General features: G+C 53.7%; 14 protein-coding genes, 1 tRNA gene and 2 other RNA genes. 4 read left to right on the forward strand and 13 right to left on the reverse strand.

Annotated features, from left to right (window positions below):
- Window positions 1-127: 127 nt before the first annotated feature.
- The 12 genes from dppF to OGX66_RS03790 form a co-directional block, all read right to left on the reverse strand.
- Entirely contained in the window at window positions 128-1,132 is a 1,005-nt protein-coding gene (gene dppF, locus OGX66_RS03735; RefSeq protein WP_003024319.1) for a dipeptide ABC transporter ATP-binding subunit DppF, read from the reverse strand.
- Window positions 1,129-2,112: a dipeptide ABC transporter ATP-binding protein gene (gene dppD, locus OGX66_RS03740; protein ID WP_003024317.1), complete on the reverse strand. Its 984-nt coding sequence runs from the start codon at window positions 2,110-2,112 to the stop codon at window positions 1,129-1,131. The genes dppF and dppD overlap by 4 nt, the downstream gene beginning before the upstream one ends.
- Before the next feature lie 10 nt (window positions 2,113-2,122).
- A complete protein-coding gene (dppC, locus tag OGX66_RS03745; protein WP_057101820.1) occupies window positions 2,123-3,025 on the reverse strand; it encodes a dipeptide ABC transporter permease DppC in 903 nt (300 codons plus the stop codon).
- 9 nt (window positions 3,026-3,034) lie between these two features.
- Entirely contained in the window at window positions 3,035-4,054 is a 1,020-nt protein-coding gene (gene dppB / locus OGX66_RS03750; protein ID WP_003837733.1) for a dipeptide ABC transporter permease DppB, read from the reverse strand.
- Between the two features lie 166 nt (window positions 4,055-4,220).
- Complete coding sequence (gene dppA, locus OGX66_RS03755) at window positions 4,221-5,828, reverse strand: dipeptide ABC transporter periplasmic-binding protein DppA (protein WP_003837731.1); 1,608 nt, start codon at window positions 5,826-5,828, stop codon at window positions 4,221-4,223.
- Window positions 5,743-5,979: a hypothetical protein gene (locus OGX66_RS03760; protein ID WP_127674029.1), complete on the reverse strand. Its 237-nt coding sequence runs from the start codon at window positions 5,977-5,979 to the stop codon at window positions 5,743-5,745. The genes dppA and OGX66_RS03760 overlap by 86 nt, the downstream gene beginning before the upstream one ends.
- Window positions 5,980-6,571: 592 nt before the next feature.
- Window positions 6,572-6,705, reverse strand: a non-coding RNA gene (locus tag OGX66_RS03765) — RtT sRNA.
- Window positions 6,706-6,736: 31 nt separating this feature from the next.
- Window positions 6,737-6,870: non-coding RNA, RtT sRNA (locus OGX66_RS03770), on the reverse strand.
- Between the two features lie 32 nt (window positions 6,871-6,902).
- Window positions 6,903-6,979 (reverse strand) — tRNA-Pro (locus OGX66_RS03775).
- A 91-nt stretch (window positions 6,980-7,070) separates the two neighbouring features.
- Complete coding sequence (gene eptB, locus OGX66_RS03780) at window positions 7,071-8,765, reverse strand: kdo(2)-lipid A phosphoethanolamine 7''-transferase (protein ID WP_003846110.1); 1,695 nt, start codon at window positions 8,763-8,765, stop codon at window positions 7,071-7,073.
- A 213-nt stretch (window positions 8,766-8,978) separates the two neighbouring features.
- Window positions 8,979-10,181, reverse strand: coding sequence for an L-lactate MFS transporter (locus OGX66_RS03785; protein WP_003024301.1), 1,203 nt, complete (start codon window positions 10,179-10,181; stop codon window positions 8,979-8,981).
- 251 nt (window positions 10,182-10,432) lie between these two features.
- On the reverse strand, window positions 10,433-11,134 hold the full coding sequence (locus OGX66_RS03790) for an autotransporter outer membrane beta-barrel domain-containing protein (protein ID WP_003024299.1): 702 nt from the start codon (window positions 11,132-11,134) through the stop codon (window positions 10,433-10,435).
- Window positions 11,135-11,291: 157 nt separating this feature from the next.
- Between OGX66_RS03790 and tag the strand changes: the two genes are divergently transcribed.
- Both tag and OGX66_RS03800 read left to right on the forward strand, forming a co-directional pair.
- Window positions 11,292-11,861, forward strand: a complete 570-nt coding sequence (gene tag, locus OGX66_RS03795; RefSeq protein WP_174328855.1) for a DNA-3-methyladenine glycosylase I — start codon at window positions 11,292-11,294, stop codon at window positions 11,859-11,861.
- Window positions 11,851-12,291 carry an N-acetyltransferase gene (locus OGX66_RS03800; RefSeq protein ID WP_016151144.1) on the forward strand — a complete coding sequence of 147 codons (441 nt, stop codon included), beginning with the start codon at window positions 11,851-11,853 and terminating at the stop codon, window positions 12,289-12,291. The genes tag and OGX66_RS03800 overlap by 11 nt, the downstream gene beginning before the upstream one ends.
- Here the strand turns inward: OGX66_RS03800 and OGX66_RS03805 are convergent.
- Window positions 12,260-14,593 carry a molybdopterin guanine dinucleotide-containing S/N-oxide reductase gene (locus OGX66_RS03805; RefSeq protein ID WP_044713971.1) on the reverse strand — a complete coding sequence of 778 codons (2,334 nt, stop codon included), beginning with the start codon at window positions 14,591-14,593 and terminating at the stop codon, window positions 12,260-12,262. The two genes, OGX66_RS03800 and OGX66_RS03805, sit on opposite strands and share 32 nt — an antisense overlap.
- Before the next feature lie 159 nt (window positions 14,594-14,752).
- Between OGX66_RS03805 and OGX66_RS03810 the strand changes: the two genes are divergently transcribed.
- Together OGX66_RS03810 and OGX66_RS03815 are read left to right on the forward strand one after the other, a co-directional pair.
- Complete coding sequence (locus tag OGX66_RS03810; RefSeq protein WP_003837719.1) at window positions 14,753-15,415, forward strand: OmpA family lipoprotein; 663 nt, start codon at window positions 14,753-14,755, stop codon at window positions 15,413-15,415.
- Window positions 15,416-15,556: 141 nt separating this feature from the next.
- Complete coding sequence (locus tag OGX66_RS03815; RefSeq protein ID WP_044700393.1) at window positions 15,557-16,573, forward strand: LacI family DNA-binding transcriptional regulator; 1,017 nt, start codon at window positions 15,557-15,559, stop codon at window positions 16,571-16,573.
- Window positions 16,574-16,666: the final 93 nt, after the last annotated feature.

The raw sequence follows: 16,666 nt of genomic DNA on the forward strand, positions 1-16,666 counted from the left end.
AGGAAACCTGACTACATTTTAGACGCTGTGGAATAATGTTCTGCCAGAGGACTCACATTGTGGACGGAAAAACAAAATATAAAAAAACCGGAGCACAAGGCTCCGGTTATCGGGTCATAACCCACGTTTATTGCTGTGGGTTTTCGTCCTGATCAACGGCGAAACAGGCCACCAGCTGACCGCCATAGTCTTTTAACTGTGGCTGAAGCTGAGTACACGGACCAAATCGACGACGGCAACGGGCGTTGAATGCGCAGCCTGGTGGCGGATTCAGCGGACTTGGCAGCTCACCGGTCAGCTTGATACGCTCGCGGCGATCGTCCGGGTTCAGGCGCGGCGTTGCGGAGAGCAGCGCCTGAGTGTACGGATGCCGTGGATTATTGAAGATCTGATCCTTGGTCCCTTTTTCCACACAGCGGCCTAAATACATCACCATCACTTCATCGGCAATGTGCTCTACCACCGACAGGTCGTGCGAGATAAAGACGTATGACAGCCCCAGTTCCTGTTGCAAGTCCATCATCAGGTTCAGCACCTGCGCACGTACGGAAACGTCCAGCGCCGAGACCGGTTCGTCAGCAATCACCACATCCGGGTCAAGCATCAGACCGCGGGCAATGGCGATACGCTGACGCTGGCCGCCGGAGAACATATGCGGATAGCGGTCGTAGTGCTCGGTTTTCAGCCCCACTTTCGCCATCATCGCCAGCGCTTTTTCACGACGCTCCTCTTTGCTTAGCGTGGAGTTGATTAGCAACGGCTCTTCCAGAATCTGCCCTACTTTTTTACGCGGGTTCAGGGAACCATAGGGGTTCTGGAACACTATCTGGATTTTCTGCCGACGCAGCTTCTGCGCCTGCGGGTCATGCTTGAGTAAATCCTGTCCCTGGTAATACAGCTCACCGCCAGTCGGGATTTCAATCATCGTCAGCAGACGGCCAAGGGTGGATTTCCCACAGCCCGACTCACCTACCACCGCCAGCGTTTTACCGCGCTCCAGAGTAAAGGAAACGCCATCCAGCGCTTTCACCAGGCGTTCCGGGGCGAACATGCCCTTCTTCACCGGGTAGTGTTTTTTCAGGTCAATTGCCTGCAACAGCGGCTGTTGCGCGGCGGCCTTTTGCGTACTCATAGCCCAGGCCTCCCGGCATCATCAAGTGGGTAGTGGCATTTCGACTGACGACCGCCTTCCAGCAGGTTCAGTTCAGGTTCTTCAGCGCGGCATTTGTCGGTCGCATAGGGGCAGCGTGGATTCAGCAAACAGCCGCTCGGGCGGTCATATTTACCGGGAACCACGCCCGGCAGTGAGGCCAGACGCGCTTTGTCCTGAGCAAACTCCGGCAGCGCGCGCAGCAGCGCCTGGGTGTAAGGATGACGCGGCGCGCGGAAGATATCCTGCGCGGCCCCGGTTTCCACTACCTGCCCAGCGTACATCACGATGATTTTGTGCGCCGCTTCAGCTACCAGCGCCAGATCGTGCGTAATTAAGACCAGCGCCATGTTCTCTTTTTGCTGCAATTCCAGCAGTAGCTCGATGATCTGCGCCTGAATGGTCACATCCAGCGCCGTTGTCGGTTCATCGGCAATCAGCAGCTTCGGACGACAGGCAATCGCCATCGCGATCATCACGCGCTGACTCATCCCACCGGACAACTGGTGCGGATAGACATCCAGACGCGAGGCCGGATCGGGGATCCCCACCAGCGTCAGCAGATCAATTGCCCGCTGAATACGCGTTTTTTTGTTGCCGCCCTGGTGCACCTTGATGGCTTCCATAATCTGGTAGCCGACGGTGTAGCAGGGGTTAAGGCTGGTCATCGGGTCCTGAAAGATCATTGCCACTTCCGCACCCACCAGTTGGCGACGCTCTTTCTCAGAAATGCGTTTCAGGTCGCGACCATTAAACTCCAGATTTTCGGCCATAACGCGGCCAGGGTAGTCAATCAGTCCCATAATCGCCAGCGAGCTGACGGACTTACCAGAACCAGACTCCCCAACAATGCCAACCACCTCACCCTGATTCACACTGTAGCTAATGCGGTCTACGGCGCGGAATTCGGAACCTACGTCGCCGAAATGCACCGATAATTTATCTACATTTAATAACGCCATCTCGAACCTCTTACTGCTTCAGTTTGGGATCGAGCGCGTCACGCAGACCGTCACCCATCAGGTTAAATGCCAGCACCGTCAACAGGATCGCCAGCCCCGGGAAGGTCACAACCCACCAGGCGCTTTGGGCAAACTGCAGAACGTCAGAGAGCATGGTGCCCCATTCCGGCGTAGGCGGCTGTGCGCCCATCCCCAGGAAGCCGAGGGCAGCCATATCGAGAATGGCGTTAGAGAAGCCAAGCGACGCCTGAACAATCAGCGGCGCAAGACAGTTAGGCAGAATATTGACGAACATTTGGCGCATCGCGCCGGCTCCCGCCACGCGGGATGCGGTGACGTAGTCGCGGTTAACTTCCACCAGCACAGCGGCGCGCGTCAGACGCACATAGTGCGGCAATGCCACAAACGTCAGCGCCAGCGCAGCGTTGCCTATCGAGGGACCAAATACCGCCACCAGCACCAGCGCCAGTAACAGGCTCGGCAATGCCAGCATGATATCGACCACACGCATGATGAAGTTATCGACAATTCCACCAAAGTAGCCGGCGATCAGCCCAAGAACCACGCCCATCAGCAGGGAGAGTACAACCACCAGACAGCCAACCAACAGCGACAGACGCGCACCGTACATCAGGCGGGACAGCACGTCGCGGCCCACATCATCAGTACCAAACAGATGCGCCATGGAACCGCCTTCCTGCCACGCAGGAGGAGCTAGTAGCGTATCGCGGAACTGGTCTGCCGGGTTGTAGGGTGCAAGGACGTTGGCAAAGACCGCAATCAGGATCATTACCACCACATACACCAGCCCAACAACCGCGCCTTTGTTGCGTTTAAAATAGTGCCAGAACTCCTGCAGCGGCGTCATCGGCACCGGTGCAGCAATAACTTTGTTTTCAGTAACCTGTGACATGATGGCCCCTTACTTCTTATGCCGAATACGCGGGTTCACCACGCCATACAGCAGGTCTACCAGCAAGTTGACGAGGATAATCATCGTCGCGACCAGCAGTACCCCGCCCTGCACTACCGGATAATCACGGCGTTGCAGCGCATCGATCAGCCAGCGTCCCAGCCCCGGCCACGAGAAGATAGTCTCGGTCAGGATTGCCCCAGCCAGCAACGTACCAACCTGCAGGCCGATAACGGTTACAACGGGCAGCATCGCGTTACGCAGAGCGTGAATGATGATGACGCGCATACGGGTCAAACCTTTAGCGCGCGCGGTACGAATGTAATCCTCGCCCAGTACTTCCAGCATCGACGAACGTGTCATACGCACAATGACCGCCAGAGGAATGGTACCCAGCACCATCGCAGGCAAGACCATATGCGCCAACGCATCGATAAAGTTACCCTCTTCACCCCAGATGGCGGTGTCTATCAACATAAAACCGGTCAGCGGATTGGAATCATCAAGGAACACCATGTCGCTCACCCGCCCAGAAACTGGCGTCAGGTTCCACTGCACGGAAACCAGCATGATCAGCATCATGCCCCACCAGAAAATCGGCATGGAGTAACCGGTCAGCGCCAGGCCAACGGCGGTGTGATCGAAAATGGAGCCGCGCTTAACGGCAGCAAGTACACCCACCGGGATACCCACTGCGACGGCGAAAATCATCGCGCAGACGCCGAGTTCCAGCGTGGCTTTGAATCGAGGTACGAACTCTTCCCACACCGGTAAGCGGCTTTTCAGTGAGATACCTAAATCGCCATGCATAACCCCCCAGATATAGTGGAGGTACTGCTGCCACATAGGCTTATCCAGACCGAGTTCAGCCAGCAGTTGAGCATGACGCTCAGGGGAGATCCCACGTTCACCTGCCATGATCATAACCGGATCGCCGGGGATCATATGGACGAAGGCAAAGGTGAGAAGAGTGATACCGATAAACGTGGGGATGACGAGTCCCAAACGTCGGAGAATGAACTGCAACATAACCCGGATTCTCTCTAATGACGCACGGCCTGGAACCGTGAGTCTGTATTGCTCACAAATCTTATCCCACGCAAACTGCATCGCGGGTAAAGCATTACGCCGGAGGGCGCTGCGCTTATCCGGCCTACACAATACCGGGGCGCAGCGCTTCCTTAATTGCTTTTAATTATTCGACAGAGACGTTTTCGAAGTGGTGTTTGCCTAATGGATCAACCACATAGCCTTTCACTTCTTTACGCACTGGTTCGTACACGGTGGAGTGAGCAACAATCAGAGCCGGGGCCTGATCGTGCATAACAACCTGAGCTTGCTTGTACAGTTCAATACGTTTGTTGTGATCGTCGGTCGCACGCGCCGGTTGGATCAGGTCTTCAAACGGTTTGTAGCACCAGCGAGAGTAGTTGGAGCCGTCTTTCGCTGCCGCACAACTGAACAGGGTGGCGAAGAAGTTGTCCGGATCCCCGTTGTCACCGGTCCAACCCATCATCACCGCCTGATGTTCACCCGCTTTGGCGCGTTTCAGATACTCGCCCCACTCGTAGGTCACAATCTTGGCCTGAACGCCAATTTTCGCCCAGTCAGCCTGAACCATTTCCGCCATACGACGAGCGTTCGGGTTGTAAGGACGCTGTACCGGCATGGCCCACAGTTCAACGGTAAAGCCTTTGTCCTGACCGGCTTCCTTCAACAGCGCTTTGGCCTTCTCAGGATCGTAGGTGTAGTCTTTAACGTCGTCGTTATAGCCCCACATGGTCGGTGGGATCAGGTTTTTCGCGGCAACGCCAGCACCCTGATAAACCGCTTTGATGATCGCTTCTTTGTTTACCGCGTAGGTCAGCGCCTGACGGACTTTCACATCATCAAACGGTTTCTTCTCGGTGTTGAAAGAGAGGTAGCCAACGTTCAGACCGGCCTGCTCCATCAGGTTGATATTTTTATCCTGCTTCATGCGTGCGATGTCAGCCGGGTTCGGGTACGGCATCACCTGGCACTCGTTCTTCTGCAGTTTGGCGTAACGCACAGAAGCGTCAGGCGTAATGGAGAAGACCAGACGGTCGATCTGCGGCTTAGTGCCCCAGTAACCTTCGAATGCTTTATACAGAATACGAGAGTCTTTCTGGTACTGCTGCAGCTGGAACGGACCGGTACCGATTGGGTTCAGATCCACTTTCTCCGGGGAACCGGCTTTCAGCATGTTGTCCGCATATTCTTTGGAAAGAATAGAAGCGAAGTCCATCGCCAGGTCAGCCAGGAACGGTGCTTCCGGGCGAGTCAGCACGAACTGAACGGTTTTATCATCCACTTTTTTCACTTCGGAGATCAGGTCTGGCAGACCCATCCCTTCGAAGTATTCATAGCTGCCGCCAGAAACTTTATGGTACGGGTTCTGGGCATTTTTCTGACGATCGAAAGAGAACACCACGTCATCGGCGTTTAAATCGCGCGTCGGTTTGAAATCTTTGTTGTCCTGCCACTTCACGCCCTGACGCAGGTGGAAGGTATAGGTTTTACCGTCTTCGCTGATTTCCCACTTCTCAGCAAGTCCCGGGATCACTTCAGTTGTGCCGGTTTTGAACTCGACCAGGCGGTTATAGATCGGCACGGAGCTGGCATCATAGGTGGTACCAGAGGTGAAAAGCTGCGGGTTAAAGCCTTCAGGAGATCCTTCTGAACAATAAACCAGAGTTTTAGCCTGTACGCTTGCTGCGACGGTCATAGCCACCAGGCTCAGACCAAGCTTCAGCATCCCTGACTTCTTCAAGGAAATACTCATTCTTCTGCTCCAAATGTGATGTTTGTTGTTTTACCCTTTGCAATGGGTTTGCACCGCCTGGCCTTTTTTGTTTTTTACCCGGCCGGGTCAGCGTTAAGAGGATGGGGATTCCGTTCACATAAGCGACTGAGTTGCAGTGCGGATTCTCCATGAAATGCCCCTCATACCCTACAATCTGTCAACAGAATGTGAAAACGTCAATACAGGTAACCGCGATTTACACCAACGGTGAGAATTGGCAAACAAAGATTAAAAAAAGTGCAAGCGGGTATTTTCAGCAGGGAAATTTGTGCTACGCGCACTATGCCAGAATAAACATCTTCATACTTCGCAACATTTGGAGATTAACATTTATGCAATTTATTCAAATTTTCCCAATGAATGCTGCATATCTGAGCGATTAATGCCATGAACGTTAAAACGCACAGCGGAAAATGCCAGCGCCAGCCATAAGTAGCGCAAAAAAAGTTTCAAGCAAACATAAAAAAAGGCAATGGAATATGTCACAGAATCGTTAACTGTCAGTGGGAAGTGATGCACAATTTTTGCAGATAAAAGGAAGGTCAAAGGTGGGGTTGGAATAACGCCATACACGCCGGGATGAAACTGAGTCTGTAGGCCGGATAAGGCGCTTGCGCCGCCATCCGGCCAATGCCAAAACCGTGCAATGTTTTGCCTGATGGCGCTTCGCTTATCAGGCCTACAAAGCAAAAAACCCTGCTCGTTGAGCAGGGTTTTAAATTTGGTCGGTGATAGAGGATTACTCGCCACTACGTGGCTCGCCCTGCGGGCCGTTGCTGACGCAACGTTCTCTCGCTACGCTCGAGTCGAACCTCTTACCCCCGGAGGTTCTCATCCTCCTGGGCTATAAAACAAAAAACCCTGCTCGTTGAGCAGGGTTTTGAATTTGGTCGGTGATAGAGGATTACTCGCCACTGCGTGGCTCGCCCTGCGGGCCGTTGCTGACGCAACGTTCTCTCGCTGCGCTCGAGTCGAACCTCTTGCCCCCGGAGGTTCTCATCCTCGTCAATTCCGGAAAGCAAAAAGCCAGCCCGAAGGCTGGCTTTTCTAATTTGGTCGGTGATAGAGGATTCGAACCTCCGACCCCTTCGTCCCGAACGAAGTGCGCTACCAGGCTGCGCCAATCACCGAATGCGGGGCGCATCTTACTGCTCAGCCGCGCGCCCGTCAATCCCTTAGTATCAAAATGCCATTTGATCGGCGAGAAAGTCAGCAGCTCTGTTACTGGGCTGTAACCTTCTTCGCGTCCGGGATACGACACCAGTTGTTATTCTCGTTAATCCCCCCATTTGGCGAGGTATAACCAAGGCAACCCAGAACGGTATCGTACAGTTCCACATGACGACGCGGCACCTTCATCTCAGCTTCTTGCTTCAGGTGCGCAAATGCCTTCGCATGGTCAGGGTCTTCCAGATATTTGTCTGACATCCACACCATCATAGGAACGCGGAACTGCTCAGGCGGCGCCATTTTACGCGGCGTACCGTGCAGGTGCTCACGTTCGTTAATTGACTCACCGTGATCGGCGGCGTAAAACACGATCGCTTTCTTATCGCGCAACTGATCAAACACCTGGGTAATAAAGTGATCAACGTAGGTTACCGAATTATCAAATGAATTAATCATCTCAGCTTTCGAGCAGCCACTATCAACATTGACACACTCCGGCTTCCACTGTGCATATTCGCGGGTGTAGCGCTGGGTGTAGTTAAAATGCGAGCCCTTGGTGTGCAGAATAATCAGACGCTTTTCGCCATCATCAGTCTTCTGTAAAGATTGCTGCATCTCATTAATCAGCAGCATATCGTCAACGTTTTTGCCACGGTTACGCGGCTCTGCGCCAATCTGTTCACGATAGGCAATGTTTTCCGCCATGGTATTGCTGTAGAACCACATCTCGCTTTGCATCGCGTAAAGATCGGTCTTGAACCCTAACTGGCCGAGCACAGAAAAGACGTTTTGTTCTTTCAGAGTACGCTGCGGGTTTTCTTCCGCCCCGCCCTCGCGCACAAACATACAGCGCAGCGAAAGTTTAGTCGCCGTATCACAGGAATATCCTCGGAAAGCCGCCAGATTTTTCTCCTGCGCAAGCCTTGGCGTGGTGTTTCGCTCATAGCCAAAAATCCCCATATGATCCCAGCGCGTGGTTTCACCGATAATAAACACGACATAGGTGTCGTCGAGATTGTTGGGGGCAACGTAGGTGAACTTCTTCGCCGGGTTCATCAGCGATTTGTTGTCTGAAGATTCATCCACCTGCGCCCAGGCGTATAAACCCAGCGCAGAGAGCCAGTTTGACGGCAAATAGGAGTTCGCAACGACTCCGCCGTAGCTGGGTAAATCGATCCCTGTTTCACGCTCAACGCTTTTTTGTTGCATGCTGAGCAGACGAATGGGCGCCCACACCATCAGGCCAGCCAATAAAACCGCCGCTACGCTACGCCATCTCATGCCTGGCGTACGAATCTGTTTCATCAGGGTATAGCGGCAGCGATTACTCCAAATCAGAACCAACGGTAAAATGCTGACCGAAACCAGCCACACGATAAAATGCCAGCCGACGACTTCTTTTGATAAATCAATATCGGTGGTCATGACCGAGGCAATAATACCGTAGCCAATGACCACGTTCAGGAAGGTCATGTAATAGCTGGCGCCGGCAGAACAGAGCACCACAAACGTTGCCAGTACACGCCAGGCGCGTCGGCCAAATAAAGAGAGAACACGGAGTAAAAAGAAGGTCACCAGCACAGTGCCAGCTAATTCAACAACCGCAGAGAGTCCTTTCCAGACGGTAAACTCGTGCGCATATCCGCTAAAGCGACGGAAAAACACAGCGCAATTCATAAAAAGACCGATATAGATCGCCAGCAAGAAACTCAGCTTCTGCTGCGTCATCGATTTGATATATCTCATGCAAACAAACCCTGGAGGAAGGGATAAAAACACCCTGCGCAAAAGCCTGTCAGGCCATACAGGGGAAAAGTGCGACAAGTGCAGATAATAAGAAAATTCTACAGCGCAGGTAAGTAGACCACAGGAGGGAAGAAAAGTGCTTATAGAGAATGCAAACGGCGCATATATTTTTGTAAATATATGCGCCGGGCATTAATCAGACCACTAATAGATTCAGGCGTGTGCCTCGGTATAGACGCTACGCTGCGGCTGACGAATAGTGGTAGAAAGCGCCAGCGAGATAATTAACAGCGCAAAGATAACGCAGAAGGTCACATAGAATCCGCCGAACAGCGAGGCGATAATGGAACCACAAATGCTGCCGATACCGAAACCTAAGTAAATGACACCGTAGTTTTTAGCCAGGTTGTTCAAACCGAAGAACTCACTCACCAGTGACGGGAACACGGTGATGGTGCCGCCAAAGTTAAATGCCACACAGGCAATCGCCGTAAAGAAGGTCACATCATTCAACGGCGCGAACAGCAGTGCGGCCATACCCACCAGCGAAACGACCTGACCAATGGTGATAACGCGAATACGAGAGATTTTGTCGGACAGAATCCCCAGAACCAGACGACCGGACAGGTTAGCGATAGAAATCACGGTCACCGCGTTTGCCGCCGTTGCCACATCCATATGTGCCAGACTTTGTGCGATATCTTTCGCCACGCCAATTACGTACAGCCCGCTCATACATGCCGTCAGGAACATGACCGCCAGCATCCAGTACTGCGGTTTACGCATGGACTGCGCCAGGGTGTAGTCATTCTCAACCACGCCATTTTTCGTTTTCACTTCCTGATTCGGCGCGTCTTTCATCAGCGTGGAGCCAAAGACGATCATTACCAGCACAATCGCGCCCCAGATCATGAAGGTTTTTTCCAGACCCACGGTGCTCAACAGTTGGCTATCGATGAATTTAAAACCGAGGCTGCCAAGACCGTAAGAACCGATAGCGAAGGCGGAAATCAGCCCTTTACGCTCCGGGAACCATTTTACACAGTTGGAAAGTGTTAACAGGTAGCCTGCGCCATCCGCCAGACCAACCAACACACCAGCGCTCAGCCACAGCATAATCAGGCTGTCAGAGTGGGCGGTTAAGAAGAAGCCCACACCGAGTAAAATACCGGAGGCCATGGTGACGCGTTTCACGCCAAAACGTTCCTGCAGTTTCCCGGCGACGGAAGAAGAAATTGCCAGCCCGAGGCTCAGCAGGCCAAAGGAAAAGGCAACCTGACTCACCGGCGCATCAAGCTTAGAAGAAAGCGCACCGTTAAACAGGCTCCAGGTATAAACAGAACCTAAAGCAAATTGGGTAATGATGGTGCCGATCAGTGTCAGCCAGCGGGTACGCTGATAATCAGAAGTTTTCATGGCAGTCTTCCTGCATAAACAAAAGGGGAAATTCTCTGCCAACAACCATACCGAAGCGTTTTTATGAGCAGGGGAAAACGGCATGAAATGCCGCCAGGACGGAATGAAATGCCTGGAATGCGGAATGAATGACGAGACAAAAAGTCGGGTTACTGAATTTTATCGCATGAGTTAGTACACGCTATCGCTGGAGTGCGTGTGATTGTTGATCTCAACATGTAATCAAGATGTTTATGTGATGATTGTTTACGTTAAAATTTGGCGCTCACTCCCATGGTGTACATATAGTCGCTGTTGTTGGTGCTATTTTCCGCCTGCGACAGCGCCGCGTAAGCCGCCATGTGCGGGTTCAACAGCATATCCGCACCGACGGTAACATCTACCCAGTTACCGTCCTGACCCGCCGCCGTCATGCGACTGAGACCCGACTGCGCCTTCCAGATATTTTCGCCAAACTGCTGGTTATAGCTGATTTGCGCCCACGGTCGCACATCACCGAACTGCGAATTGACTCGCCAGCCCAACGAGCTCACGCTGGCATGCCACAGCGGATCGTTCTGCGTTGCCGACGTCGCGCTATCGCCAAATTCGTTGTAAGTAGATGTGGTGGAACCGTCATAATGCAGCGCGGCAACCGGACCGGTTGTCACCTGCCTTGAAAGCGGGAAGTTCCAGCCCATACTCATGCCGCTGGTGGCATCCATTGGTGTCTCATCCGCCAGATTCACCACGGGCCCCGCCACGTTCTGAGTGGAACGAATACGTTCTTCCAGAATGTCGTTATAACGTGGTTGGTGATCGCTGTCCCATGTATAACGTTCAGCCGTATGCCCTGACAGCGCATCAACGATATATTCTTGTTGCCAGCCATATGCTGTATTGATGGACAGCGCACAAACTATGACGCTCGCCAGAGTTAACCTTTGGCGACCACTACTGTTTCTTATAAGCATCAACGCGACTCCAGAAAAGAGCCGAATTCGGCGATATTATTGTCATTGTGTGAAGTATTTGGGCCAGCAGGCCTTGTATTAAATATTGTCTTTTTAGCTGGCGCGTCAAGGCGGGCCGAATGAAATTTTTACGCCAGTAAAAACAGCGAGGAAGAATATGCAGCGTTGCGGATGGGTCAGTCAGGATCCACTTTACATTGCCTACCACGACAAGGAATGGGGCGTCCCCGAAACCGATGGCAAAAAGCTGTTCGAAATGATCTGCCTCGAAGGCCAGCAGGCCGGGTTATCGTGGATTACCGTACTCAAGAAACGGGAAAATTATCGCCACGCTTTCCACCATTTTGACCCGGAAAAAGTGGCGGCCATGACCGAAGAGGATGTGGAAAGGCTGGTACTGGATGCCAGCATAATTCGCCATCGCGGAAAAATTCAGGCCATTATCGGCAACGCTCGTGCCTTTCTGACGATGGCACAAAACGGAGAGTCGTTTAGCGAGTTCGTCTGGTCATTTGTTGATAACCAACCACAAGTGACCTGCGCCGCCAACCTGAGCGATATTCCCACCTCCACGCCTGCGTCAGACGCGCTGTCTAAAGCGTTAAAAAAACGCGGTTTTAAGTTTGTCGGCACCACCATTTGTTACTCCTTTATGCAGGCATGCGGCCTAGTCAACGATCATGTCACCAGTTGCATCTGTTATCCGGGAGAACAACATGATTCGTGAATCAAAGGCTGAAGATCTACCAGCGATTCTGACGCTGTGGATGGAAAGCACAATCCATGCCCATCCGTTTATCGAAGAGCGCTACTGGCGCGAAAGTGAATCAGTGGTGCGGGATGTTTATCTGCCAGCCGCGCAAACCTGGGTGTGGGAAGAAGAAGGCGAGCTCAAAGGTTTTGTCAGCGTCATTGATGACCGCTTCCTCGGCGCGCTGTTTGTCGCGCCTGCCGCCATCAGAAGCGGGATCGGCAAAGCGCTGGTGCAGCATGTGCAGCAGCGCTTTTCGTTACTCAGCCTGGAGGTCTACCAGAAGAATCAATCAGCGGTGAACTTCTACCATGCGCTGGGTTTTCGCATTGAAGACGGCGCATGGCAGGAAGAGACTCACCATCCCACGTGGATTATGGGCTGGCAGGCGGATCAAACGCCGTAAGCGTCAACGTGGGTCCGTTGTATTTTTCAAGCCACGCCAGCGCGGTGTTGCCCGCGCAGCCATTCCCCAGCTTCGAGCTGGGGAGATCTTTGGTCAGCACGTTGACGGCGCCATTTTTACAAATACCGTTCGCTGCGAGATCCAAATCAGGCCAGGCGCCTTCATGAATACAGATAACGCCGGGTTTAATACCCGCCGTCACCACCGCGCCCGCCAGAACTTGACCACGCTGGTTCCACACCCTGACCGTATCGCCATCCGCAATGCCGCGCGCGTGGGCATCCTGCGGATGAATCGTTACCGGCTCACGATCCGCTACCGCGTACTGCTCACGTAGCGCACTGTAGTTAAGCTGACTATGCAAACGGTGCGCCGGATGGGCGGAAAGCAGCTGTAGCTGGTCCGGTTCGGCGTTACCGAACCACTCATCCGGCTCCAGCCACATCGGGTGCCCCGCACAGTCCGCGTAGCCGTAACCAGCAATCCTCGCGGAGTAGATTTCAATTTTTCCGCTGTCCGTTTTCAGCGGATGAGCCTGCGGGTCGCGGCGAAAATCCGCAAAACGGATAAACTGCGCGCTGGCGGCATTTTCCGGCATTTCGATCAGGGCGTTGCGCTGCCAAAACTCGGCGAAAGGCGGCAATGTCACCTGCTGACTGGCCCCACGTTGCCCGGCAATATTGTAAAACGTCTCCAGCCATTCCAGCTCGCTTTTGCCTTCGGTGAATCGCTCGTAACCGCCCTCTTCCCAGCGTTCACTCAGCTCGGCAAAAACATCATAATCATTTCGCGCTTCGTCCTGCGGCGGCACAACCTGCTTCATCGGCACCAGGTGCTGGTTGCTGTAGTCGCCGGTCATGGTCAAATCATTGCGCTCAAAGGAGGTGGTCGCCGGCAGTACGATATCGGCATGCTTCGCTGCGGCGGTCCAGAAACACTCCGAGATAACCACCAGCTCCGGTTTTTGCCAGGCGCGAATTAAACGGTTAGTGTCTTGATGATGGGTGAAGTTAGCGCCACCAGCCCACCACAACATGCGGATGTCCGGGAAATGGCGGTCCATGCCGTTGTGCTGGTAAAAACCACCGGGATTTTCCAGCGCTTCAACAATTCGCGCTACCGGGATTTTATCTACCGCGTCGGTACCGCCTTTAACGCTGCCCTGCATTGAAGCCAGCACCGCAGCCCGGCGCGTTGGGTTGCCTCCGTTGGCAAAATGATACGACAGCCCAAAACCGCCGCCTGGCGTCCCGATTTGCCCGAGCATGGCGGCCAGGGTGACGATCATCCAGTGTTTCTGCTCACCATACTGTTGGCGCTGCATCCCCCATCCGGCCATCAGCATGGTGGTATTTTGGTGAAATATCGCCGCAAGTTCGCGTATTTTTGTTGCGGGTATACCGCAAATCTCCGCAGCCCACTCTGCCGTTTTCACAACATCATCAGATTTACCCAACAGATAGTTTGCAAAACGGTCATAGCCGGTGGTACACCGGGCGAGAAAATCCTCGTCATGCCAGCCGTTTTCCACCAGCGTATGCGCGATGCCCAGCATCAGCGCTACGTCGGTTCCCATATGCGGGGCAATCCATTCCATCTTATCGCCAAAGAAATCGACGCTTTCCGATCGCATCGGATCGATACAGATCAACCGTTTACCGCTGTCGCGCAAAGCCTCAAAGTAAGCGAGCCCCTGCTCATCGGACGCGTTCCAGGCAATCTTCAGTGTATTCAGCGGATTAGCGCTCCATAACACCACCACCTCGCTGTTCTCAAGCACCACAGGCCAGCTGGTTTGCTGCTGGTAAACCTCGTTACCGCCCACCACGTACGGCATGATCGCCTGCGCAGCCCCCGTCGAATAATCCCCCAGATGCCCGGTATAACCGCCTGCCAGCGCCATATAACGCTGTAGCAGAGTTGCCGCTTTGTGTAACACGCCGTTAGAGCGCCAGCCGTAGGAACCGGCAAAAATCGAGGCCGGGCCGTAGCTGTCACGGATACGTTTATGCTGCGTATGGATAAGATTCAGCGCGTCGTCCCAACTGACGCGAACAAATTCATCCTGCCCACGCACGCCCTGGGGATTCTCCGGCGAGGCGAGAAAGCCTTTACGCACCATTGGAAAACGTACCCGCGTTTTACTGTGAACCTGGTCGCGCACCACGGTTTGCAAAGAGTTGGGATGGGAAGTGGGCAACGCGCCACGCGAGGAGAAAACCGTCTCACCATCGGTGTCGACGAGAATTGGTCCCCAGTGGGCGGCGGTTAACACCGAGTAATGTGCGGGTGAATTAGCCAAGATGGCGCTCCTGAATGCGATGTAACGACTTATTTATTATGCCGTTCAATGTTACTTACAAATTTCAGAGTCTTCCCTGGAATTTTCTTCATGTTCACACGTCATAATCAACCGCCACGGTCGCTGTGGCAAAGAAGAAAAAGTCATTAAGGAATTAAGATGAAGAAACGTGTTTTTGTTATTGCTGCCATCGTGAGCGGCGCCCTGGCGGTTTCTGGCTGCACAACAAACCCTTACACCGGCGAACGCGAAGCGGGTAAATCCGGCATTGGCGCGGGTATTGGCTCTCTGGTCGGCGCGGGCATTGGCGCACTCTCTTCTTCGAAGAAAGATCGCGGTAAAGGCGCACTGATTGGCGCGGCGGCGGGTGCGGCCGTTGGCGGCGGTGTCGGTTATTACATGGACGTGCAGGAAGCCAAACTGCGCGACAAAATGCAGGGAACGGGCGTCAGCGTGACGCGTAGTGGCGATAACATCATTCTGAATATGCCGAATAACGTCACCTTCGACAGCAGCAGCGCCAACCTGAAACCTGCTGGTGCCAACACCCTGACCGGCGTGGCAATGGTACTGAAAGAGTACAATAAAACCGCCGTCAACGTGCTGGGCTTCACCGACAGCACCGGCAGCCAGGATCTGAATATGCGTCTGTCTCAGCAACGCGCGGACTCCGTGGCCAGCGCCTTAATCACGCAAGGGGTTGCCGCTAATCGTATCCGCACTCAGGGCATGGGTCCGTCAAATCCGATCGCCAGCAACAGCACGGCGGAAGGTAAAGCGCAAAACCGTCGCGTAGAGATTACGTTGAGTCCTATGCAGTAATCGTTGAGCCGGGTGGCGGCTTCGCCTTACCCGGCCTACGTTCGACATGTAGGCCCGGTAAGCGCAGCGCCACCGGGCAAATTACTTGCTTCGTCAGATTTTCCCGCTAAGGTATTCACACGAAATTCAGGGAAATCAGCGATGAGCAAATCAACACGGGCAACCATCAGCGATGTGGCGAAAGCCGCAAAAACCGGCAAGACCAGCATTTCACGCTATCTCAACGGTGAAAAGCACCTGCTTTCCGACGCGCTACTGGCCCGCATTGAACAAGCCATTGCCGATCTCGACTACCGTCCCAGCCTGATGGCAAGAGGCCTGAAACACGGTCGTACCCGCCTGATTGGTCTGATCATCGCCGATATTACCAATCCCTACTCCGTCAACGTGTTAAGCGGCATTGAAGCCGCCTGCCGCGATAAAGGCTTTACCCCGCTGGTGTGTAACACCAACAACGAAGTGGATCAGGAACTGCATTATCTTGACCTGCTGCGCAGCTACCAGGTCGAAGGGATTGTGGTCAACGCCGTCGGGATGCGCGAAGAGGGGCTGAACCGCCTGCAGCAGTCTGCGCTGCCGATGGTGCTGATTGACCGTAAAATCCCCGATTTCGCCTGTGATATGGTCGGGCTGGATAACACCCAGGCGGCAACGGTTGCCACGGAACATCTGGTCGAACAAGGTTTTGAAGCCATCCTGTTCCTCAGCGAACCACTCGGCATGGTGAATACCCGCCGCGAGCGCCTGAGCGCTTTTCGCGCCACCCTCGCACAGTACCCCGGCGTTATCGCGCAAAATGCCGAAGTCCCGCTCACGGACAATACGCAGTTGGACGAAACCCTGCGCCAGTTCCACCAGCAGCACCGGGGAATGCGCAAAGCTGTTATCTCAGCTAATGGCGCTCTCACACTGCAGGTTGCCCGCGCCCTGAAACGCATTGGCCTTAACTGGGGCAGCGATATCGGCCTGCTCGGTTTTGACGAACTGGAATGGGCCGAACTGGCGGGCGTTGGTATTACCACGTTGAAACAACCTACCTGGCAGATTGGCTACACCGCCGTTGAGCAGGTTGTACGCCGGATCGATGGCGGCCCTGCTGCCATTCAGGAACAGGTCTTCTCCGGCGAACTGATCGTTCGCGGCTCTACCGCCCGTTAAATTTCCTTCGTGATGGTGATCATAAATTCAACATCATAAGCTTTTCTTTGGAACCGGTTCCATCTAGCGTTATAGCAAGAACGCTAGTCTGGA

The organism is Citrobacter sp. Cf072 (assembly GCF_030334485.1).
Lineage (GTDB): Bacteria > Pseudomonadota > Gammaproteobacteria > Enterobacterales > Enterobacteriaceae > Citrobacter > Citrobacter freundii.